This is a genomic window from Rhodococcus sp. NPDC060084 (genome assembly GCF_042730335.1).
Lineage (GTDB): Bacteria > Actinomycetota > Actinomycetes > Mycobacteriales > Mycobacteriaceae > Rhodococcus.
This window is the reverse complement of the sequence record NZ_JBHWWX010000055.1, coordinates 1-20,160: the sequence shown is the minus strand read 5'-3', so window position 1 is coordinate 20,160 and position 20,160 is coordinate 1. Positions and strand designations below refer to the sequence as shown.

General features: G+C 68.5%; 19 protein-coding genes. 3 read left to right on the top strand and 16 right to left on the bottom strand.

Translation table 11 applies throughout. From position 1 onward, the window contains the following. Positions 1–108: 108 nt before the first annotated feature. The 3 genes from ACFWBU_RS19895 to ACFWBU_RS19885 form a co-directional block, all read right to left on the bottom strand. Entirely contained in the window at positions 109–1,119 is a 1,011-nt protein-coding gene (locus tag ACFWBU_RS19895) for an anti-sigma-D factor RsdA (RefSeq protein WP_378529049.1), read from the bottom strand. Next, entirely contained in the window at positions 1,112–1,690 is a 579-nt protein-coding gene (locus ACFWBU_RS19890) for a sigma-70 family RNA polymerase sigma factor (protein WP_169651632.1), read from the bottom strand. The genes ACFWBU_RS19895 and ACFWBU_RS19890 overlap by 8 nt, the downstream gene beginning before the upstream one ends. Before the next feature lie 120 nt (positions 1,691–1,810). After that, the gene (locus tag ACFWBU_RS19885; protein WP_378529048.1) at positions 1,811–2,728 is read right to left on the bottom strand and encodes a hypothetical protein; all 918 of its coding nucleotides are present in this window, start codon (positions 2,726–2,728) and stop codon (positions 1,811–1,813) included. 534 nt (positions 2,729–3,262) lie between these two features. Here ACFWBU_RS19885 and ACFWBU_RS19880 point away from each other — a divergent pair. Then, positions 3,263–3,556, top strand: a complete 294-nt coding sequence (locus ACFWBU_RS19880; RefSeq protein ID WP_072699558.1) for a WhiB family transcriptional regulator — start codon at positions 3,263–3,265, stop codon at positions 3,554–3,556. Between the two features lie 157 nt (positions 3,557–3,713). Here ACFWBU_RS19880 and groL read toward each other — a convergent pair whose 3' ends face one another. Both groL and groES read right to left on the bottom strand, forming a co-directional pair. After that, positions 3,714–5,330 (bottom strand): chaperonin GroEL, encoded by a 1,617-nt coding sequence (gene groL / locus ACFWBU_RS19875; RefSeq protein WP_169619928.1) that lies wholly within the window; start codon positions 5,328–5,330, stop codon positions 3,714–3,716. Positions 5,331–5,417: 87 nt separating this feature from the next. Continuing rightward, complete coding sequence (groES, locus tag ACFWBU_RS19870) at positions 5,418–5,720, bottom strand: co-chaperone GroES (protein WP_006550071.1); 303 nt, start codon at positions 5,718–5,720, stop codon at positions 5,418–5,420. Positions 5,721–6,037: 317 nt separating this feature from the next. Between groES and ACFWBU_RS19865 the strand changes: the two genes are divergently transcribed. Then, positions 6,038–7,627, top strand: coding sequence for an Hsp70 family protein (locus ACFWBU_RS19865; RefSeq protein ID WP_378529047.1), 1,590 nt, complete (start codon positions 6,038–6,040; stop codon positions 7,625–7,627). Positions 7,628–7,643: 16 nt separating this feature from the next. Here the strand turns inward: ACFWBU_RS19865 and tsaD are convergent, their stop codons facing one another. Genes tsaD through glmS form a run of 8 tightly spaced genes read right to left on the bottom strand, consistent with a single transcriptional unit; the run spans position 7,644 to position 16,033 of the window. Next, positions 7,644–8,672, bottom strand: coding sequence for a tRNA (adenosine(37)-N6)-threonylcarbamoyltransferase complex transferase subunit TsaD (gene tsaD, locus ACFWBU_RS19860; RefSeq protein ID WP_169620011.1), 1,029 nt, complete (start codon positions 8,670–8,672; stop codon positions 7,644–7,646). Positions 8,673–8,707: 35 nt separating this feature from the next. Beyond that, positions 8,708–9,190: a ribosomal protein S18-alanine N-acetyltransferase gene (rimI, locus tag ACFWBU_RS19855; protein ID WP_169619930.1), complete on the bottom strand. Its 483-nt coding sequence runs from the start codon at positions 9,188–9,190 to the stop codon at positions 8,708–8,710. After that, positions 9,187–9,852, bottom strand: coding sequence for a tRNA (adenosine(37)-N6)-threonylcarbamoyltransferase complex dimerization subunit type 1 TsaB (gene tsaB, locus ACFWBU_RS19850; protein ID WP_378529046.1), 666 nt, complete (start codon positions 9,850–9,852; stop codon positions 9,187–9,189). Before tsaB ends, rimI begins: the two co-directional genes overlap by 4 nt. Positions 9,853–9,883: 31 nt before the next feature. Further along, on the bottom strand, positions 9,884–10,366 hold the full coding sequence (gene tsaE, locus ACFWBU_RS19845; protein ID WP_169619932.1) for a tRNA (adenosine(37)-N6)-threonylcarbamoyltransferase complex ATPase subunit type 1 TsaE: 483 nt from the start codon (positions 10,364–10,366) through the stop codon (positions 9,884–9,886). Beyond that, positions 10,359–11,417 (bottom strand): alpha/beta fold hydrolase, encoded by a 1,059-nt coding sequence (locus ACFWBU_RS19840; RefSeq protein ID WP_378529045.1) that lies wholly within the window; start codon positions 11,415–11,417, stop codon positions 10,359–10,361. Before ACFWBU_RS19840 ends, tsaE begins: the two co-directional genes overlap by 8 nt. Further along, positions 11,414–12,595, bottom strand: coding sequence for an alanine racemase (alr, locus tag ACFWBU_RS19835; RefSeq protein ID WP_169619934.1), 1,182 nt, complete (start codon positions 12,593–12,595; stop codon positions 11,414–11,416). The genes ACFWBU_RS19840 and alr overlap by 4 nt, the downstream gene beginning before the upstream one ends. Positions 12,596–12,653: 58 nt before the next feature. Further along, positions 12,654–14,123 carry a bifunctional ADP-dependent NAD(P)H-hydrate dehydratase/NAD(P)H-hydrate epimerase gene (locus ACFWBU_RS19830; RefSeq protein WP_169619935.1) on the bottom strand — a complete coding sequence of 490 codons (1,470 nt, stop codon included), beginning with the start codon at positions 14,121–14,123 and terminating at the stop codon, positions 12,654–12,656. Positions 14,124–14,167: 44 nt separating this feature from the next. After that, positions 14,168–16,033 (bottom strand): glutamine--fructose-6-phosphate transaminase (isomerizing), encoded by a 1,866-nt coding sequence (gene glmS, locus ACFWBU_RS19825; RefSeq protein WP_169619936.1) that lies wholly within the window; start codon positions 16,031–16,033, stop codon positions 14,168–14,170. 161 nt (positions 16,034–16,194) lie between these two features. On the opposite strand from glmS, the gene ACFWBU_RS19820 reads away from it, so the two are divergent. Further along, on the top strand, positions 16,195–17,040 hold the full coding sequence (locus ACFWBU_RS19820; protein WP_378529044.1) for a hypothetical protein: 846 nt from the start codon (positions 16,195–16,197) through the stop codon (positions 17,038–17,040). 48 nt (positions 17,041–17,088) lie between these two features. Here ACFWBU_RS19820 and ACFWBU_RS19815 read toward each other — a convergent pair whose 3' ends face one another. The 3 genes from ACFWBU_RS19815 to glmM all read right to left on the bottom strand — a co-directional run. Then, positions 17,089–18,465 (bottom strand): hypothetical protein, encoded by a 1,377-nt coding sequence (locus ACFWBU_RS19815; RefSeq protein WP_378529043.1) that lies wholly within the window; start codon positions 18,463–18,465, stop codon positions 17,089–17,091. Continuing rightward, the gene (locus tag ACFWBU_RS19810) at positions 18,462–18,821 is read right to left on the bottom strand and encodes a hypothetical protein (protein ID WP_296551764.1); all 360 of its coding nucleotides are present in this window, start codon (positions 18,819–18,821) and stop codon (positions 18,462–18,464) included. The genes ACFWBU_RS19815 and ACFWBU_RS19810 overlap by 4 nt, the downstream gene beginning before the upstream one ends. 139 nt (positions 18,822–18,960) lie before the next feature. Beyond that, on the bottom strand, positions 18,961–20,160 hold a 1,200-nt coding region (gene glmM, locus ACFWBU_RS19805; RefSeq protein WP_378529042.1), incomplete at its 5' end, for a phosphoglucosamine mutase.

The window sequence follows — 20,160 nt, the reverse complement described above, 5'->3', positions numbered from 1 at the left end:
TTATGTGTATAAGAGACAGGCCCTGACCCCCCCACACTCGACGACAACGTGGGCCCCCCTGCGTCGCTGCTGGGCCCTCGTTTCTGTGAGCAGGTCGAGACCGTCCCCCTAGGGAGTACCCGGTTCCGAATTCGCCGTCGTCTGCGAATGCGACGCAGACGCAGGCGAGGTGGGCGGTAGCGGCGACGTATCCCCCGGTGTCCCGCTCGACGGTTCCGTCGTCCCGGGCTGGGTCGGTGACGGCGTCGGAGTCGGCGAAGGAGTGTCGGACGCCGGCGGCGCATCGAGAATGGTGGGGTCGATCGGCGGCGGGGGCGGTGACGGTACCGGTTGCGACGGCTCGACGGGACCGGGCGTCGTCGGAAGCGGCCCCGGCTCCACGGGAAGGAGGGTGTCCGACGGAATCTGCCCGACGTCGGGCGCGGGCACCACCGCAGTGTCCGAGGGCGGCGGCAGTGGCAGTGGTGACGGCGCGGGCGCCAGTTTGTCGATTTCGGCCGACAACCGTTGTAGCCAGTCTCCGAGGGCATCGCGGTCGCCCTGGTCGGTGACCCGCGCCGACCGCGCTTCGGCGGACTGCAACAATTGCTCCGCTTCGTCGGTCTTTCCGTCGGCGATCAATTGCTCGGCGCGTTCGAGCGTCGACGTGGTATCGATGCGGGCTTCTGTCGATTGCGCCTGCTCGCTGAACACGACCTGCTTCACGCTCCACAGCGGGTCGCCGGGCTCTGCGCTGTAGGACACCGCAGTGGCGCCGCCGAGAGCAATCATCACCAGCGCGGCAGCCCCGGCAATCGGGCGGATCACGCGAAGTTGGCTCTTCGACCGCGCACGCCGTGAGGCGAGGGCGTCACGAGCACCGAGTTCCCTGTGGACGGCGGCGACGACCTGATCGAGGTCCGGCTCCGCGGGTACCGGGTCGGACAGGATCTCGGCTCGCCAGCCGGCCAGCAGAGTGGCGAGTTCGTATTCCTCGGTCGATTCCGTCTCGACGGGACCGTTTCCCGAGATCGCGTCGATGAGGGCGTCGTCTCGCCGGACTGCAGAGATGTCCACGGTAGCGTCGCCGTCGGGCAGATCCTCGGAGAAGCTGCCGCCCGAGTTGCGCCTCCTACCCATTCCTTTCACCTGCTCTCGTGACTTCTTTCTTGAGTCTGGCGATGGCTCGGTGCTGAGCCACTCGTATCGCTCCCGCTGTGCTTCCGACTGCCACGGCCGTTTCCTCGGCCGACAACCCCATCACCAGACGCAAGATCAAGACCTCGCGTTGTTTCTCCGGAAGAATCTCCAAAAGCTTCTTCATCTCCCGGCCGGCTTCCGAGTTGAGCGCAAATTCCTCCGGGCTGTCGTCGAGCGACATCACTTCCGGCACATCCGCAACGGGTTCGGCGCGATTACGCGCCGCGCTGCGGTGTGCGTCGGCGACCTTGTGGGCCGCAATGCCGTAGACGAACGCCATGAAGGGGCGTCCCTGGTCCTGATATCTCGGCAACGCAGTCATCACAGCCAGGCACACCTCCTGCGCTACGTCGTCTGCAGAGAGCTGGCCGCGCTCTGCGGATCCCACTCGTGCGCGGCAGTACCGCACGACGAGCGGTCGAACACCTTCGAGAACTCGGGAGAGAGCAGCACGATCACCCTGCGCAGCCGCAACAACGGCGGCGTCCCACTCCTCACCCATAACAGTCATCGATTGCGCAAGTCCTGGCGTTACAGAGACACGATCCCCCACCCGGGCGTGCTTCCACGGAGACGTGGAACCCACCTAGCGTAGCGATAGTGGCCGACAGTTCGGGTACGGCAGTACCGGTCAGACGCCCATCGGGACAAATCGCCCACCGCGGCGGACGATCGTTGCGGCGCATGCGTTCACCGCTGCTACCGCCTCGGGGGAGCCACCGACGCCCGCGAGCATCATCGCTGCCGCCCACCGGAGCGGGATCAAGCCGTGTTCCGCGCAACGGTCGAACACTTCTCTCGCGAGCTCACGCGCCGGCTCCGAATCGACATCGCCGGTCAGCGACGCGGCCCTGATCAGGTCGGATTTGATCGTGTGCCGCACCGATCCGTACCGCGACGCGAGGGCGGCAGCACGATCCGCGAACACACGAGCGGTGGAGAAGTCCCCTCCGGCCAGAGCCGTTTCGGCACTCACCCATGCGAGGCGTATCCGCTGGCGCAGAAAGGGTGCGTCGCCGTCGGCGTCCTCCGCCTCGTCCAGCACCGCGGTGCACCGTGTCAGCAGGTCCCGGGAAGCCGCGAGCCCCCCGGTCCCCAGCGAGTCGGCGGCAAGACCGGTCAGTGCGTCGCATCGAGCTCGGACACAACGGATGCGGTTCTCCGGATCCCCGTGCGAGGCAGCCTCCGTCCCTACTGCCGCCAGCGCCCGGCCGTCCGACGCCGCAGCCACCCGATGCCCTCCGAGTTGGCGGAGCAGCGACGCCTCGGTACTCGCGACGAGTGATGCCCAGGCCCCTGTCGGTCCGACCTCCCGGCGGAGCCGCGAGAGTTCGGCTCGCGCCGCGGCATAGCGCCCCTGGCCACCCAGGGCCACGGCGCGGTGCCACCGCTGTTCCACATCGTGCGCTGCCGGGAGCGGATGCATGCCCGGGGCGGCGCCGAATGCCGCAGCGGCCAGCACGGCCGCCGTGCCGGGCGAACTCGGCGGCAACGAACGCTGCGGCCCCGCCGATTCGATGTCATCCTTCATGGGGCCTTTGGCGAACATCGGACAATCATCGCACCGACGTTCGGCCCGCCCCATCCGGGCCGAATGTTTCAAGAAATACGCACCGCGCGCGCAAATAGTCTTGAAGAGTGGAATAGGACGAACGTCCAGTGAACCGAATTCGAACATTTCCTTTAACGTAGCGTTAAGAACATACAATTTGTATGCCCAACGAAGGCGGCGCACAAGAGGCTCCGCGACGAGGGCGAAACCCCGTACACCGGGCACATCGCTGCCTTTGCACTGGTTAGGGCGATGAGCGATCCCGGCCATGTCCGCAACGCCGGATTTCGAAAGACATTCGGCTGCCGGGTTGCATCATGACCCGGTCACAATGTAAATATTTCAGGGGTTAATTCTTGACGTTGTTGTTATGGACTTCGCCACTGATCGAAACCCTTGACGGTGAATCGATAACGCTTTTACGGTGAGTTCGCTCGAAACAAAGATTCGCTCGGCTGCATGGGGGGTACCCCATCACCGAACTACGGTCCGCTCGTCCTTGATGCGAGCAACGCTGCGAAGGAGTGCCACATGCCTGCACCGAATCACCTGCCCGGGCCCAACGCGGACCTGTGGGATTGGCAGATGGACGGCAAGTGTCGCGGAGTGGACTCCTCGATGTTCTTCCATCCGGACGGGGAACGGGGACGTGCGCGCGCCCAGCGCGAGAGCCGTGCGAAGGATCTGTGCCGTAGTTGCCCCGTGCTCGAGCAGTGCCGCGAGCACGCACTCACCGTTGCCGAGCCGTACGGCATCTGGGGCGGAATGTCGGAGACCGAACGTGAGATGTACGCCCGTCATCGCCGACGCAAGGTCGCCGTGTGATGCGGCCCCGGTGCGGATGACCCCGCCCTACAGGCTGCACGTCCGAGCGTCGTCCGCCGAGCGCCCGACGGCCCGAGCCGGCACCGCTCTCCGACACGACGAAGCCCCGCGCATGGAACTCTGCGCGGGGCTTCGAGTTTCGTGTCTCGGTTCGCTCCTAGTGAGCGTGCCCGTGACCGTGGTTGTCGTCCGCAGCCTCTTCGGGCTTCTCGACGATGGCACTCTCGGTGGTGAGGATCATCCGCGCGACCGAGGCCGCGTTGACAACCGCCGAGCGCGTCACCTTCACCGGATCGACGACACCGTCGGCGAGCAGGTCGCCGTAGGTGAGGGTCGCGGCGTTGAAGCCGTGGCCTTTCTCCGCTTCGGTCACCTTGTTCACCACGACGGCTCCGTCGAGGCCGGCGTTGGAGGCGATCCAGTACAACGGCGCGGTCAGCGCGGTACGCAGGACCGCGACACCGAGCGCCTCGTCGCCCGAGAGCGAGTCTTCGAGTTCACGCAGCGAGAGCGACGCCTGGACCAGAGCCGAACCGCCACCGGGGACGATGCCCTCTTCGACGGCGGCCTTGGCCGCGTTCACGGCGTCCTCGACCCGGAACTTGCGTTCCTTGAGATCGGTTTCGGTGGCCGCGCCGACCTTGATGACCGCCACGCCGCCCGCGAGCTTCGCCAGACGCTCTTCGAGCTTCTCGCGGTCCCAGTCGGACTCGGTCGCCTCGATCTCACGCCGCAACTGCGCCGCGCGTGCTTCGATCTCGTCGGCCGTGCCTGCGCCGTCAACGATCGTGGTGCTGTCCTTCGTGACGACGACACGACGTGCCTTGCCGAGCAGGTCGAGTCCGGCCTCCTTCAGGGACAGGCCCAGATCGGAGTTGATGACCGTACCCGCGGTGACGACCGCGAGGTCGTCGAGGAACGCCTTGCGGCGATCGCCGAAGTACGGCGCCTTGACCGCGACAGCCTTGAGGGTTTTGCGGATCGCGTTGACCACGAGGGTCGACAGCGGTTCGCCTTCGATGTCCTCGGCGATGAGCAGAACGGGCTTACCCGATTCAGCGATCTTCTCGAGGAGCGGGAGGAAGTCGGGAAGCGAGGTGATCTTCTCGCGGTAGAGCAGGATCAGCGCGTCCTCGAGGACGGCTTCCTGGGTGTCTACGTCGGTGATGAAGTACGGGGACAGGAAGCCCTTGTCGAACTGGACACCCTCGGTGACGACGAGTTCGGTGTGCATGGTCGAGGATTCCTCGATCGTGACGACACCGTTTTCGCCGACCCGCGTGAGGGCCTCGCCGACCATCTCGCCGATTTCCGCGTCACGGCACGAGACCGTGGCGACCTGCGCGATGGCGTTCTTGCCCTCGACCGGGGTGGCGGCCGCGAGCAGAGCTTCGCAGACGCGGTCGGCACCCTTGGAGATGCCCGAACCCATGGCCATCGGGTTTGCTCCCGCGGCGATGTTTCTCAGGCCGGCCTTGACGAGCGCCTGCGCGAGAACCGTCGCGGTGGTGGTGCCGTCACCCGCGACGTCGTTGGTCTTGGTGGCAACGCTCTTGACGAGCTGAGCGCCGAGATTCTCGAACGGGTCTGCCAGTTCGATCTCCCGGGCGATGCTGACACCGTCATTGGTGACGGTGGGGCCACCGAAAGCCTTGGCGAGCACGACGTGCCGCCCACGCGGGCCGAGGGTGACCTTGACGGCGTCGGCGAGCTGGTCGACACCGCGTTCGAGTGCTCGGCGCGCGGTCTCGTTGAACTCGATTTGTTTGGACATGTTCTCCGGCTACTCCTGGACTCGGGTGATCCGCAACGGATTCCGCCCCGGGTCCATGACGGAACTCCGGGGCGGAATGTGTGCGGCCTACTTGGCGACGACAGCCAGGACGTCGCGCGCAGACAGGATCAGGTACTCCTCGCCGGCGTACTTGATCTCGGTTCCGCCGTACTTGCTGTAGATGACGACGTCGCCTTCCTTGACGTCGAGCGGGATGCGCTTGTCGCCATCTTCGTCCCAGCGGCCGGGGCCTACAGCGACGACGGTGCCCTCCTGGGGCTTCTCCTTCGCCGTATCCGGGATGACGAGGCCGGAGGCAGTCGTCGTCTCGGCCTCATTGGCCTGGACGAGGATCTTGTCCTCGAGCGGCTTGATGTTCACGCTCGCCACGATGAGCCCTCCACTTTCAGGGGTTTTTGGGTCCGAAGCTCTCGATGTCCTCGGACGCGGGGTTGTTCAGTCACCACGGGTGACGCCGTACGCAGACCCGTCGTCGCGGGTGCCGGATCAACGCTCGGTGTCACTAGCACTCTATACATGAGAGTGCCAGCCACTCAAGAGGGGCCGGGGCCGACGCGCCGAGCCGAGTCACCACATACAGAATTATGTTACGGTTGCATAACGAAATCGAGAGCGTGACCATACGGTGACCCCAGAGAGGGAAAAGAACCCCGCCCGAGCACCGGTCATGCACGAGAGGTGAACTTATGCCCACGTCGCTAGGCATCTCCGTGGGAACGTCAGGTGTCGGTTCGGCCCTACGGGTCGACACGGAGACCGGATCCACCACCGAGTACCGCCGACTGGCTGCCGATTCCGACCGAAGCCGTGAACTCGGTGATCTTGTGTTCGACGCCGTCTCCCTGATGTGCGCGCACCTGGCGGATCGTCCTGTTGTCAACGTCGCCTACCGCACCGACGAACAAGCCGAGACCGTACGTCTCGCTGCCGAACGCGAGGGACGACACGTACGACTCGTCCCCGAAACCGCTGCGATGCTCGCATTCCTCCGCACCGTGGGCCTTCGCTCCGAAGCGGGAACGGTCGCGATCGCCGATCTCGGTGCCACGGGCACCACGGTGTCCGTCCTGGACCAGTCCACCGGCACCGTCCTTCGCTCTGCACGCACCGAAGAAGTCAGCGGCAACGCGCTCGGAACACGGATCTACGAACGGGTCCTCCGCTCCACGAGCACGATGCGCACCCGCCGCCGGATCGACTCCGAGTTGCTCGCCGCCCGGTGCCAGGGCGCCCAGGAGGTACTCACCACCGCCGACGTCGCGCGGATCGACATCGCGGAAGCGGGACCCGACGCGTCCGTCACCCTCACCCGCGCCGACCTCCACGAACTGAGCGCCGACCTCGCCGACACGGCTGCCGCATTCACGCGGCGCATCTGCACCGGATCGACACCGCACCCACGGACACTCGCACTGGTCGGTGGCGCGGCCGGCGTTCCCGCCCTGGCCGACGCAATTGCGGGCGCGTTCGACGGCGACACCATGCGCGTGGCCGAGCCTGCATCCGCTGCGGCTCAGGGCGCCGCCCTGATCGGCGAGTCGGCCGAGGCAGCGGCCTATCCCTTGGTCGGGTCGTCGAGGACGCGTCGCGGCAAAACGAGCGGACGACTCTCGGGCACGCTTGCCGGTGTACTCGTGCTGAGCGCGATCCTCGCGGGTTTCGCCACCGAGCATTTCGCCGGCCGCGACACCGCCGGCGGGCCGGTCTCGCCGTTGATGACGAGCGGAGCGGTACCCCCGGCGAACGAGGACGCACCCCGGGCGCCCACCGAGACCGCGATCCCGTCCCAGGACCCGGATTCCCTGCCGATCTCGACTCTCACCTCGGACGCACAGTTCCCGCCCGCACCGACCGCCGACATGCTCCCTCCGGCCATCCTCGACACGGACATCCCCGGATCGAGCACGTCGAATCCCCGGTCCGGTGGAACCACGGTGACCCCCACCCCGATCGACCAGGTGCCCACCCCCGAGGTCTCGCCCGACGAGACCTTCCCCGATCGCGACACCACCACTGCGCCGCCGTCGAGCACCACACCGGACCCGTCGACCACACCGGGGCCCGACGACACCACACTTCCGGACACCACGAGTCCGATTCCGGTGTCACCGGAACCGAGCGATCAACCGGGTACGGAACCGTCCGACCCGGGGATCGCTCCGTCGCCGGCGCCTACGACGACAGAGGGCGCACCGGCCGTCGCGCCCGGGACGCCGCTCTCGGGCGAGACCGGCACCGTTGTCATCCCTCCGGAGAACGCCGACACCGGCGGCTGACGCCGCGCGGGGACGGTCAGGCGGAGACCTGCGACACGGATACCGGCAGGCCGGGATCGGTGGCCGCACCCAGCGAGGACGGTGCCGCACCGCCGGCGATCAAGTGCGCGCCGAGCGCTGCGATCATCACACCGTTGTCCGTGCAGAGTTTCGGCCGGGGCACCCGCAGCGTCATACCTGCTGCCGCGCAACGCTCTTCGGCCAGTTCCCGCAGTCGGCTGTTCGCTGTCGCCCCGCCACCGAGCACGAGGGTGTCGACACCGAGATCCTTCGCGGCCCGGACGGCCTTCATGGTGAGCACATCGGCCACCGCCTCCTGGAAACCCGCGGCGACGTCGGCGACCGGAACAGGTTCACCCGCACGCTGTTTCGCCTCGACGAAGCGCGCGACGGCCGTCTTCAGCCCGGAGAACGAGAAGTCGTGGCGGGAGTCGCGTGACCCGGTCATCCCGCGGGGGAACACCACCGCCGTGCGATCGCCTTCTCTGGCGAGCCGATCCACTTCGGGTCCGCCGGGATAACCGAGACCGAGCAACCGGGCCACCTTGTCGAACGCTTCACCTGCTGCGTCGTCTACAGTCGTGCCGAGTTCCACGATGGGCTTGCCGATGTCCTCGACATGGAGCAGGTGCGTGTGCCCGCCCGAGACGAGCAGAGCAATGCACGGCGGCATCGGTCCGTGCTCGAGGGTGTCCACCGCGACGTGGCCACCGAGATGGTTGATCGCGTAGAAGGGCACGTCCCACGCTGCCGCGTATGCCTTGGCGGCGGCCACTCCGACGAGCAGCGCACCGGCGAGACCAGGTCCGATGGTGACGCACACCGCGTCGGGCCTGTCGATCCCGGCCGCGGCGAGCGCACGTCGCATCGTCGGCACCATCGCTTCGAGATGCGCCCTGGACGCGATCTCCGGAACCACTCCCCCGAACCGGGCATGCTCGTCCACGCTCGAGGCGACTTCGTCGGCGAGAAGTTCGAGGGTGCCGTCACCGGTCCACCGCACGATTCCGACACCGGTCTCGTCGCACGAACTCTCGATACCCATCACGATGGGATTCTTGGGCAGTGCGCTCACCGTGGTCACGGTTGTCGCTCCTCTCGCGGATCCGGACGCTTCATGGTGTACGCGTCGGCGCCGCTCGGCTGGTAGTAGTTCTTTCGGGTTCCGACGATCTCGAAGCCCTCACGCCGGTACAGGGCGATCGCGGCGTCGTTGTCGGTACGCACTTCGAGGAACACCGGGCCGCCCCACCGATCGGCGGCCGCGAGCAGGTTCGCGAGCAGTGCGCCGCCGATGCCCTGCCGGCGCGCAGCGGGATCCACGCCGATGGTGTGGACTTCGGATTCGGGGAAGACGGCCGGACCCAGGCGGGCGAGTCCGGCATACCCCAGGACCCGTCCGTCGGCGTCCCGAGCGGCGACGTAATGATTGTTCGGCGACGCCAGTGCGGACCGGAACGCGGCCGCACTCCACGGACCGTCACCGGGAAACAAGATCGTTTCGAGTTCCGCACAACGGTCGGCGTCCTCGGGCCGCAATGCGTCGATCGTCGTGCGAGTCATGCTCGCCGGTCCGCAGTCTCCACCGCGTCGGGACGGCGCAGATACATCGGCACCAGCGGATCGGGGGTCGCGCCGGAGCCGATCGCCTCCGCGGCCACTGCCACCAGGCCGGCCGGGGACGGTGTCTGCACGTCCACGGTGGGCACGTCGAACAGCGCGGCGTGCGGCGCCGAACCCGCGACTCGCACCGACGGCTCCGCGGTGACCTCGGCCGGTTTACGAACTTCGGGGCCCTCGACACGCTGATCCTGCTTGTACCGCGCCCAATAGATCTCCCGGCGACGGGCGTCGGTGACGACGAGCAGGTCTCCGCCGTCGACGTCACCGTCGAGACGACGGACATCGGCGGCGATCGCGTCGAGTGTGCACACTCCGTACACGGGAATGCCCAGGGCGTCGCCGAACGCGGCGGCTGTCACCATGCCGACGCGCAGCCCGGTGAACGGGCCGGGCCCGACGCCGACGACGATCGCGTCGAGTTCTGCCGGTGTGTGTCCCGCGTCGGCGAGGCATTCGAGAATCTGGGGAGTGAGTACCTCCGCGTGCGCGCGAGGGTTGTCCGTGACGCGCGACGCCAGAGTCTCGGGACGGGCGCCGCCGCCGAGACGGACGAGTCCGGAGGTCACGGCGGGGGTTGCGGTATCGACGGCGAGCACGAGCACGATGTACCAGCGTACCCGCCGTTCGAGTCCGTCAGCCCACCCAGGCCCACTCCGCCCGGCGGACGTCGCTGTCGGGATCCCTGCGCAGACGCACACGCAGATGCCGGTCGGTGAGCTTCTCGACGAGTCCCTCGCCCCATTCCACGACCACCACCGCATCCGCCAGATCGGTGTCCAGGTCGAGCGCATCGAGTTCGTCCAGTGCCCCGGGACCGTTGCCGAGCCGGTACGCGTCGACGTGCACCAGGCCGACCGGCGGCCGGCCGTCGGCGCTGCCGGGGCGGTGCTCGCGGGCGATCACGAAGGTCGGCGACGTCACGCGTCCCTGAACCCCGAGACCGGCGGCGATTCCGCGGGTGAGCGCGGTCTTCCCCGCGCCGAGAGGGCCGTCGAGGACCACGAGATCCCCGGCGTGCAGGTCGGCAGCGAGCCGCCTGCCGAACGCTTCCGTGTCCTCGACGGTCTCGAGTTCGATGCTTCGTGACCCGGTGTCCCGGGTCTGGTCGTCAGACAATTGCGGACCGCCTGGTCGATACGTCGTGCGCGAAACCGCGCTGGATCAGGCGGTCCACCGCCCGGTTGACAACTTCGGGGAATTCGAGCTGCACCAGGTGGCCTGCACCGCGCACCCGCTTGAGTTCGACGTCGGGCAGCGCCTCGGCGAGATCCTCGGAACTCGCATAGGGAATCACCATGTCGGCGTCCCCCGACAGCACCAGAACCGGCACGGTGCCGAGCACCGGCAGCGCTGCGGACTCGTCGTGCAGCTCGAGTGTGCGCAGGAAGTTCACGATGGTGAGGACGGGCGTCTCGTCGAGCATCCGGTCGGAGAACCGGACCAGACGCGGGCTGACCACGGTGCCGTACGACGCGGCCCGCAGGATGGGTGACACGATCGCCCGCGCCATGCCTCGCGCCTGCTGCACGAAACCCGGCGCCGTGCGTGCGGCGTACCGAAAGGCGTCGATGACCGGGTTGTCGAGGTTGCGCCCGATCCCGCTCTTGCTGAGCCCGGCTGCGGTGGTGGCGAGCAATCCCACTGCCACGACCCGCGGCCCGAACAGTTCGGGGCGCTGCGCCGCCAGCGCGATGGTGGTCATCCCACCCATCGAATGTCCCACCACGACCACCGGCCCGGCCGGGGCTGTGGCGTCGATGACACGTCCGAGGTCGCGGCCCAGTTGGGCGATGGTGCAGGTCTTCGACCCCGAGGCACCCGACTCGCCGTGCCCCCGCTGGTCGACGAAGACCATCCGCACGTCGCGGCCCCAGCGCTCGGCGATGTGCCGGTACTGCAAGTGCCACGACTGCATGCGCAGGCAGTAGCCGTGCACAAAAACCACGGTGAGCGGCGCGAACGGCGATCCGGCCTCCCGGACGACGAGCGAGACGTCGTCTTCGGAGTGGATCACCCGTTTCGGCAGCCGCAGGATCGCGTCGAAATCTTCGTCCTCGTAGAGTTCGTGGGCGGGCATTCCCGCGGTACGGACCGCGTAGAGGCCGGCCGAGGAGGCGAGTGTGATCAGGCTGGACCCGAGCATGCCCATTCGGCCCAAGACCGTCATGGCGTCACGCTCCCTTCGCCCCCGACGTAGGTTCGCACGGTGCGCCCGCCGATGCCCGTGACGATCTCGTAGTTGATCGTGTCGAGCTTCTCGGCCCAATCCTGGGCTCCGGGCTCACCGTGACGACCGTCACCGAAGAAGAACGCCTCGTCGCCTTCGTTTACTCCGGCACCGTCCGGGCCGAGGTCGACGACGACCTGGTCCATGCAGATCCGGCCGATCTGCGGCCGCCGCCGGCCGCCGAGCTGCACCTCGATCCGCCCGCTGAGATTGCGGCGGATGCCGTCGGCGTATCCCATCGGCAGAAGTGCCACCGTCGTGTCGGTGGGAGCGATCCAGCTGTGCCCGTACGACACGCCCGTCCCTGCTCGAACCTTCTTCACCAGAATCACCTTCGTCCGTACTGTCATCACCGGACGGAACCCGAAGTCGCCGCGTTCCGGAATGGGTGTCAGACCGTACATCGCAATTCCGGGCCGAACCATATCGAATCGCAGGTCAGGGCGGGTGAGCGTGGCAGCGGAGTTCGCCAGGTGCACTACCTCCGGAGACAACGACCGGCGTCGCAGATCTGCGACCGCCTCCTTCAGACGGTCACGCTGCTCGTCGTTGACGCGGTGCTCGGGTTCGTCCCCGTGCGCGAGGTGGGAGAACACACCGCGCAGCCGCACCGACCCCTCGGCCTGGGCGCGCGCAAGATCGTCGACGAACACGTCCCACTCGTCGGGGGCGACGCCGTTGCGGTTGAGTCCGGTGTCGACCTTCACCGCGATCGACGCCGTCGTCCCGGTGGAATGCGCCGCTGCGACGATCGACTCGAGGTGGCGGGGCGAGGAGACGCCGAGTTCGACGTTCGCCACGATGGCGGGTGCGAAGTCCGCGTCGGAGGCGTGGAGCCAGGACAGCACCGGCGCCTCGATTCCGGCGGCACGCAGTTCGATGGCTTCACCGAGTGTGGTGACCCCGAGTTCACGGGCGCCGGCGGCGAGCGCAGCCTTCGCGACGGGCACGGCTCCGTGGTTGTAGGCGTCGGCCTTGACCACCGCCATGACGGCAGCGTCCCCGGCGAACTCCCGGAGCCGCCGAACGTTCTCGGCGACCGCGTCCAGATCGATGACCGCCTCGGCTTGAGGGCGGGCGTTTCGGGCTGAAGGCAGGGTGTGCTGGGTCGTGGTCACGTCTCTCGATCCTGCCACTGCCCGTTTTTGTACGGACGCCGTGGTCCGGCGCGTCCGGTCACGATTCGGGCATATAGGTACGGAGCAACCGCACGGCGTCGTGCAGCGAGGCGAGGATCGCACTCGCCGACACCGGCGCCGCCGACGCTGCTTGCAGGCCTTCCCCGGGCGTGCCGCCGGAAGCAGCGAGGTTGGCGGCCAACGCATGTGCCCGAGCACCGGCGGCAGCGGCGAGATCGACGGGCATCCCCGACGACAGCAGCGCGCCGATCGTTCCGGACAGCACGTCGCCGGCGCCCGCCGTCGAGGCCCAGGACCCTCCGGCGTCGTTGACGAACACCAGGCCGTCGGGCCGTGCGATCAGTGTCACGTGCCCCTTGAGCAGGACATGGACGCCCCACTCCGCGGCGAGTGTGCGTACCGCTGCGACCCGGTCCGGTTCGGGTCGTGCCCCGGTGAGCCGTGCGAACTCACCCGCGTGAGGAGTGAGCAGGGTCGGGGCGGCACGTCCCCGAACCAGGTCCGGGTTGCGCGCGAGCACGGTCAGCCCATCGGCGTCGACCAGGACCGGCAGATCGGTGGCCAGAATTGCCCGGAGGGTCTCGGCGGCCTCGGTGCCCGTGCCGCCGCCCGGGCCCACGACCCAGGCCTGCACGCGACCGGCCTCCGCGACCGAGGGTGCGGCCACCACTTCGGGGCGATGGGCAAGAACTTCGGCCGACGCGGAACCGGCGTAGCGGACCATGCCGGAGGTCGCGGCGACGGCTGCCCCCGCACACAGGACCGCTGCCCCGGGGTACTTCGCGCTGCCCGCGGAGACACCGACTACGCCCTGGCTGTACTTGTCGTCGTCCGGGCCCGGTACCGGCCAGATGGCTCCCACCTCGGCGGCCTCGGCAGCGATCAGGCGGGATTCGGGGAGTTCGAGTCCGATGTCGACGAGTTCGACCCGGCCGCACCGGGGTGACGCGAGTGCGTGGACCGGTTTGAGGGCCCCGAACGCGACGGTCACGGTTGCGCTCACCGCCGGGCCGTCCACGGCGCCGGTGTCGGGGTCGACGCCGCTCGGCGTGTCCACCGCGACGATCGGCGCGGTGATCGCGTCGACGATGTCGGCGGCGGCGGGACGCAGTGGGCCGCGACCGGAGATTCCGACGATGCCGTCGAGCACCAGGTCGGGGTCACCGAGATGCTCGGGCCGGGCCGGCACGGCACGACCCCCGGCAGCCTTCAGTGCGGCGAGACCGGCGGGGTGCGCACGGTCCGGATCGAGGAGCAGTGCGGTCACCGCGCAGCCACGCCGGCGGAGGAACGACCCGGCCCACAGGGCGTCCCCGCCGTTGTCGCCGGACCCGACGAGCAGAACAACCCGTCTCCCGGCGACTCCCCCGGTGACGGCACGCAGTTCCGCCGCGGCGACGGTCGCCAGACCGTGCGCCGCCCGGCGCATCAGCGTGCCCTCCGGCAGCGAGGCCAGCAGCGGCGCCTCCGCGGCTCGCACCGCCTCGCACGGGTAGTAGCTGCGCATCGCCCCTCCTGGGAGCCTCGTGCCGCCCGGCGGCGTGGTCCGGGTTATTCGACCGTGACGGATTTCGCGAGGTTACGGGGCTTGTCGACGTCGTACCCGCGTGCCTGCGCGACCTCGGCCGCGAACACCTGCAACGGCACCGTCGACAACAACGGCTGCAGCAACGACGGCGCCGACGGGATCTCGACGAGATGGTCGGCGAACGGGCGCACGGTCTCGTCGCCCTCCTCCGCGATCACCACGGTCACCGCGCCACGCGCCTGGATCTCCCGGATGTTGCTGAGCAACTTGCTGTGCAGCACCGCGCGGCCCTTCGGCGACGGCATCACCACGATCACGGGCAGACCGTCCTCGATCAGCGCGATCGGACCGTGCTTGAGTTCACCGGCCGCGAACCCCTCGGCGTGCATGTACGCCAGTTCCTTGAGTTTGAGAGCGCCTTCGAGCGCCACCGGATACCCGACGTGCCGGCCCAGGAACAGCACCGCCGGCGAGGCCGACAGGTCCCGCGCGAGTTGCCGGACCGAATCCATACCCTCGAGCACCTGTGCGATCTTCTCCGGCATCGCCGCCAGATCCTCGTACTCGCGTGCCACCTCGTCGGGATACTTCGTGCCCCGGGCCTGCGCCAAAGCCAAGCCGACCAGGTAGTTCGCGGCCATCTGCGCCAGGAACGCCTTCGTCGACGCCACCCCGATCTCCGGACCGGTACGGGTGTACAACACCGCGTCGGCCTCACGCGGGATCTGCGCGCCGTTGGTGTTGCACACCGCGAGCACACGAGCCTTCTGGTCCTTGGCGTGCCGCACCGCTTCGAGGGTGTCGGCGGTCTCCCCGGACTGCGAAATGGCGACCACCAGCGTCGAACGGTCCAGCACCGGGTCGCGGTACCGGAACTCGGAAGCCAGTTCCACCTCGACGGGCAGGCGGGTCCAGTGCTCGATCGCATACTTCGCGACGAGACCGGAATGGTAGGAACTGCCGCACGCGACGACGAACACCTTGTCGATGTCGCGCAGTTCCTGATCGGAGAGCCGCTGCTCGTCGAGCACGATGCGGTTGTCGACGAAGTGCCCGCGCAGAGTGTCGGCCACCGCGCCGGGCTGTTCCTCGATCTCCTTGAGCATGAAGTAGTCGTGGCCGCCCTTCTCGGCGGCGGCGAGATCCCAGTCGATGGTGAACGGCTGGGTGCGTACACCGGTGTTGCCGTCGAAGTCGGTGACCTCGTACGAGTCCGCGGTGATGACGACGACCTGGTCCTGGCCCAGTTCGACGGCGTCGCGGGTGAACTCGATGAACGCGGCGACATCGGAGGCGACGAACATCTCGCCGTCCCCGACGCCGACGACCAGCGGTGTCGAGCGTCGAGCGGCGACGATCGTGCCGGGATGGTCGGCATGGGTGAAGACGAGTGTGAACGCACCTTCGAGGCGGCGCAGCACGCTGCGCGCACTTTCCACGAAGTCCCCGGCGGTCGGGCCTTCGGCGTAGGCACGGGCCACGAGGTGCACGGTGACCTCGGTGTCGGTGTCGCTGGCCAGCTCCACGCCGTCCTTCTCGAGTTCTTCGCGCAGCGGTGCGAAGTTCTCGATGATGCCGTTGTGCACGACGGCGACCTTGCCGGTCACGTCCCGGTGCGGGTGCGCGTTGCGGTCGGTGGGGCGGCCGTGTGTCGCCCATCGGGTGTGGCCCATTCCGGCGGTGCCTGCGAAGTGGTCCTCCCCGATCTCGGCGAGTTCGGCCTCGAGGTTGGCCAGACGCCCGGCCTTTCTCTCCACTGCCAATCCGCCTCGACCGTCGAGAATGGCGATTCCGGCCGAGTCGTAACCCCGGTACTCCATCCGCCGCAGCGCTTCGACTACGACGTCGAGAGCACGACGGTGCCCGACATACCCCACGATTCCGCACATGGTTAGCAGGGTACTGGTCGCGGGCTGGACGACCGCAACTCATCGGGAACTCGGCCGCCCGCGGGCAGCTACCCGGGCACGACGCGCACCGACTTCGCGCGACACGCACGTCACGGGCACACCGGACCCGCCTCCGCGGCGTATCCGCTAACGTTCACGCCGTGGCGGCGAACCCGAAATCCCTGGCTAAGGAACTGTCCAAGCGCGGTCCGCACTCGGTGCTGCGCGGCGACCTGGCGCTCGCGGGACAACCCGGCGTGGTCTATACCCCCGCCGAAGGGTTCAACCTTCCGGCAGTGGCGTTCGGGCACGGCTGGCTCACGAATGTAGGCAAGTACACAGCACTGTTCGAGCATCTCGCGTCGTGGGGCATCGTCGTCGGGGCTCCCAGCACCGAACGCGGCCCGGTCCCGTCGGCTGTGGGGCTCGCCACCGACCTGCACACCACACTCGACATCTGCCTCGGCGTGCGACTCGGCACGGGACGCATCAGCGTCCATCCGGACCGTCTCGCGTTCGTCGGCCACGGGTTCGGTGCGGGCGCCGCAGTGCTGGCTGCCGCGCGCCGCGAGGTGGCTGCGGTCGCATCGCTCTACCCGGCACCGACCTCACCGCGCGCGTCGGACGCCGCGGCGCAGGTCACCGCTCCCGGTCTGGTCCTCGTCGGCGAGAAGAGCGTCGGGTCGATGACCAGCGACGCGGCAGCGGTGGCCGCATCGTGGGGCGGCGACGTGCAACTGCGCGTCGTGGAGAAGTCCGACGACAACGGCCTCGCCGAGGGCCGTCGCCTGCTCGCCGCTCTCGGTATCGGCGGGAACGAGCGGCGCACGCAGCAGCACACCCGCTCGCTGCTCACCGGTTTCCTGCTCCACCGGCTGAACGGGGACAAGACCTACGCGGCCTTCTCCGACCCGACCGCCGAGATTCCGGGCTCCATCGCGCTCACCGACCCCAATTCGATCGACCGCGAACTCGGCAGCCAGATCAATCTTCTTCTCGGACGCTGATCCTGCTCGACGCGCGATCGCCCACGGCGACTGCGCCTTCCCCGGGTGTCAGAGCGGCCCGGCTTCGGCAAGTACCACCCCACCGTCGGGGTCACCGGGTCGCACGCTCGCCCGATCCGTCTCGGCAACGGCCGGAGCAGGGGGAGATGTCGAGGTGTCGCGGCGGCCGGACGCGCGCGGAACGGCCACCGGGGGGATGCCACTTGCGGGCGTCCCGGATGGATGGATCTCGTCACCCACCGGCTCCGGCGGCGAATTGCCCACAGGTGTGGCGACCGCGCTCGGGTTCTCGGTCGGCAATTGATCGGGGGACGCGTCCACCACTGGTTCCACCGGCACCAGGTTCGACGCCGACGGTTCCTCGGATCTGCCGGACGGCTCTGTTTCCCCGTCGGATCGGGTCGTCGGCGTTGCCGAGCCTGGCGCGGACGGCTCCGCATCGGGAGGCGCGGCGGGCGGTGTGGCGCCGGGCGACATCGCGGCATCCGTGGCGGCGTCGAGCATCGCGGTCGCGGCCCGCACTCCCGATCCGGCCAGGTCGAGTACGGCACCGGCGAGCCCCGCTGCCGCGACGACGAGATCTACTCCTGCTCGTACCGGGTCGCTCCCGTCATCCCCCGACGGCGGCACGTTCGGAGCGAAGCCCGATCGGATACTGCCCGGCACCGACCCGCCGAACGCGGCTCCCACCCCACCGAGGTCTTCGATACTGGCGAATGATGCTGCCAGAGAGTCGAATACAGATCTGATCGTTCGATCGGTATCGTCACAGACTCGCAGCACACCGTCGATCGCAGCGCCGAACTCCGGGGTGAACGTCTCGCGTAGCCATCGCGAGCACGACTCCGCCGTGGCAGCCGGGTCGCCTGACACGCGATCGACGGGAGGAAACCAGCCCGCCACCTGATCCGGAGTGGGACCGCCGGACCCGCCCGACGCGCCGGCAACAATCACCCGGACTTCGTCGGCAGTACGTCCGCCGACGAGGCGTCCCTCGAGCGCGCCGACGACGCGCGCCTTGTCGCCGACGATCGCAGCGATGTCCGCCGCAGCGGTGGCGAGAGCACGCGAGAGCGCGTCCACCCCGCTCTGCAGTGCCCACCCCTGGCCGACGACGGCGTCCAGGCGCGACCGGGCGGTGTCGGCGGCACGTCCCTGCCAGACTCGCGGCAGGCCACGCACGTGACCGCTCTGATCCTCGACATGCCCGCCGAGCAGACAGGCGAGCCGAGCAAGATCCGAGGCGTCGGCGACGAGCGTGGCGAGATCGAGGCCGCGCTGTTCGTCGTACCTCTCCCGCAGCGACTCGGCCGTGACGGAAGACGCGATGACCAGCTGATGCGCACAGGGGAGGTATTCGGCGAAGAACGTCAGACCGCCGGCGCCCGTCTCGAGGATGCGGGCCGGGTCGGGTGCCGGCGTCATCGTGACCAGCGGCCGGGATCGCCCCGGAGGGTATCCGGGCCCGGCACACGGGCCAGATCGTCCGCTGTCGCCGCATCGCGCTCGGTGTAATGGTCGGCTGCGGTGCGCAGCGCATCCACGTGTGCGTTCACCGTCGCCACCCACTCGTCACAGGCCCGGCGCACTCGCCGGTATCCGTCTTCGACGACGGCGCCACAATTGCGGTAGTGCTCGCCGGCTGTGCGTGGACCGAACTCGAGGTTTCCCAGCACATGACGGCATTCGTGATCGGTGTCGTCCGCGGATCTCGCCAATCGACCCGCTATCGACGTGACGCCCTGCTCGTCGAATCGCACACGATCCCGTGGTGCTGCCATGTCCCGCCCCTCCCCCGCACTGCGTTCGCAGGGTTGGACGCAGCGACGCCCCCTCCGGTTCCCTCATCGTGGAGGGGTCGGGAGGGGGCGTGGTGCCGATACGGTCCCAGCGGGGACCGGATGAGGGGCTGTCCTGGCGTCAGACGCCCGCCACGACTCCGGCCAGCCGGTCGGCGAGAGCGCGGGCATGGCTGTCGTCGGCGGCCTCGACCATGACGCGGACGAGTTGCTCTGTCCCGGAGGGCCGCAGCAGCACGCGTCCGGTCTCGCCGAGTTCACGCTCCACTTCGGCGACGGCGCTCGCGACAGCGGGATCGTTCGACACCGCCGCCTTGTCGCTCACCCGGACGTTGACGAGCACCTGCGGGAGGATGGTCATCACCGACGCCAGTTCGGTGAGCGAGCGTCCGGTCGCGGCGATCCGTTCCATGAGCCGCAGTCCCGTCAGCACGCCGTCGCCGGTCGTGCCGTGAGCGGGGAGAACGATGTGCCCGGACTGTTCGCCACCGAGGCTGAATCCCCCGCGGCGCAGTTCCTCGAGCACGTAGCGGTCCCCGACCCCGACGGTCCGGACGGCAATTCCGGCGTCCTTCATCGCGAGGTGGAGGCCGAGGTTGCTCATCACCGTCGTGACCAGCGTGCCGTCGCGCAGTTCACCCGACTCGTGCATGCTCAGCGCCAGGATCGCCATGATGGCGTCGCCGTCGACGACGGCACCGGACGCGTCCACCGCGAGGCAACGGTCGGCATCCCCGTCGTGAGCGAGACCCAGATCCGCGCCGTGTTCCAGCACAGCTTTCTGCAAGCCTTCGAGATGTGTCGAGCCGCACTCGAGATTGATGTTGAGCCCGTCGGGCTCCGCACCGATTGCAATCACCGTCGCGCCGGCGGCCTCGTAGGCTTCGGGGCCGACGCGTGACGCCGCACCGTGCGCACAGTCGACGACAACCGTCAGACCCGTGAGGGGATGATGCATCGTCGACGCGAGGTGCGCGAGATAACGGTCCACAGCGTCTTCGGCGACCCGGACGCGTCCGATCCCTGCTCCGGTGGGGCGTGCCGGTGATCCGTTCTCGCCCTGGAGTACCGCTTCGATGCGGTCTTCGACCGAGTCCTCGAGCTTGTGCCCACCCGCCGCGAAGATCTTGATGCCGTTGTCCGGCATGGGATTGTGCGACGCGGAGATCATCACTCCGAGGTCGGCGCCGTACGCGGCGGTGAGGTACGCGACTGCGGGAGTAGGCTGCACGCCCACCGACAGCACATCGACGCCGGCTGCGGTGAGCCCGGCGGTGACGGCGGCCTCGAGCATCTCACCGCTCGCGCGTGGGTCCCGGCC

Excerpts from the sequence above, each read along its gene's own strand:
- ACFWBU_RS19895 (WP_378529049.1), bottom strand. The coding sequence starts at position 1,119 with ATGGGTAGGAGGCGCAACTCGGGCGGCAGCTTCTCCGAGGATCTGCCC.
- ACFWBU_RS19890 (WP_169651632.1), bottom strand. The coding sequence starts at position 1,690 with ATGACTGTTATGGGTGAGGAGTGGGACGCCGCCGTTGTTGCGGCTGCG.
- ACFWBU_RS19885 (WP_378529048.1), bottom strand. The coding sequence starts at position 2,728 with ATGTTCGCCAAAGGCCCCATGAAGGATGACATCGAATCGGCGGGGCCG.
- ACFWBU_RS19880 (WP_072699558.1), top strand. The coding sequence starts at position 3,263 with ATGCCTGCACCGAATCACCTGCCCGGGCCCAACGCGGACCTGTGGGAT.
- groL (WP_169619928.1), bottom strand. The coding sequence starts at position 5,330 with ATGTCCAAACAAATCGAGTTCAACGAGACCGCGCGCCGAGCACTCGAA.
- ACFWBU_RS19865 (WP_378529047.1), top strand. The coding sequence starts at position 6,038 with ATGCCCACGTCGCTAGGCATCTCCGTGGGAACGTCAGGTGTCGGTTCG.
- tsaD (WP_169620011.1), bottom strand. The coding sequence starts at position 8,672 with ATGGGTATCGAGAGTTCGTGCGACGAGACCGGTGTCGGAATCGTGCGG.
- rimI (WP_169619930.1), bottom strand. The coding sequence starts at position 9,190 with ATGACTCGCACGACGATCGACGCATTGCGGCCCGAGGACGCCGACCGT.
- ACFWBU_RS19840 (WP_378529045.1), bottom strand. The coding sequence starts at position 11,417 with ATGACGGTCTTGGGCCGAATGGGCATGCTCGGGTCCAGCCTGATCACA.
- ACFWBU_RS19830 (WP_169619935.1), bottom strand. The coding sequence starts at position 14,123 with ATGCGCAGCTACTACCCGTGCGAGGCGGTGCGAGCCGCGGAGGCGCCG.
- glmS (WP_169619936.1), bottom strand. The coding sequence starts at position 16,033 with ATGTGCGGAATCGTGGGGTATGTCGGGCACCGTCGTGCTCTCGACGTC.
- ACFWBU_RS19815 (WP_378529043.1), bottom strand. The coding sequence starts at position 18,465 with ATGACGCCGGCACCCGACCCGGCCCGCATCCTCGAGACGGGCGCCGGC.
- ACFWBU_RS19810 (WP_296551764.1), bottom strand. The coding sequence starts at position 18,821 with ATGGCAGCACCACGGGATCGTGTGCGATTCGACGAGCAGGGCGTCACG.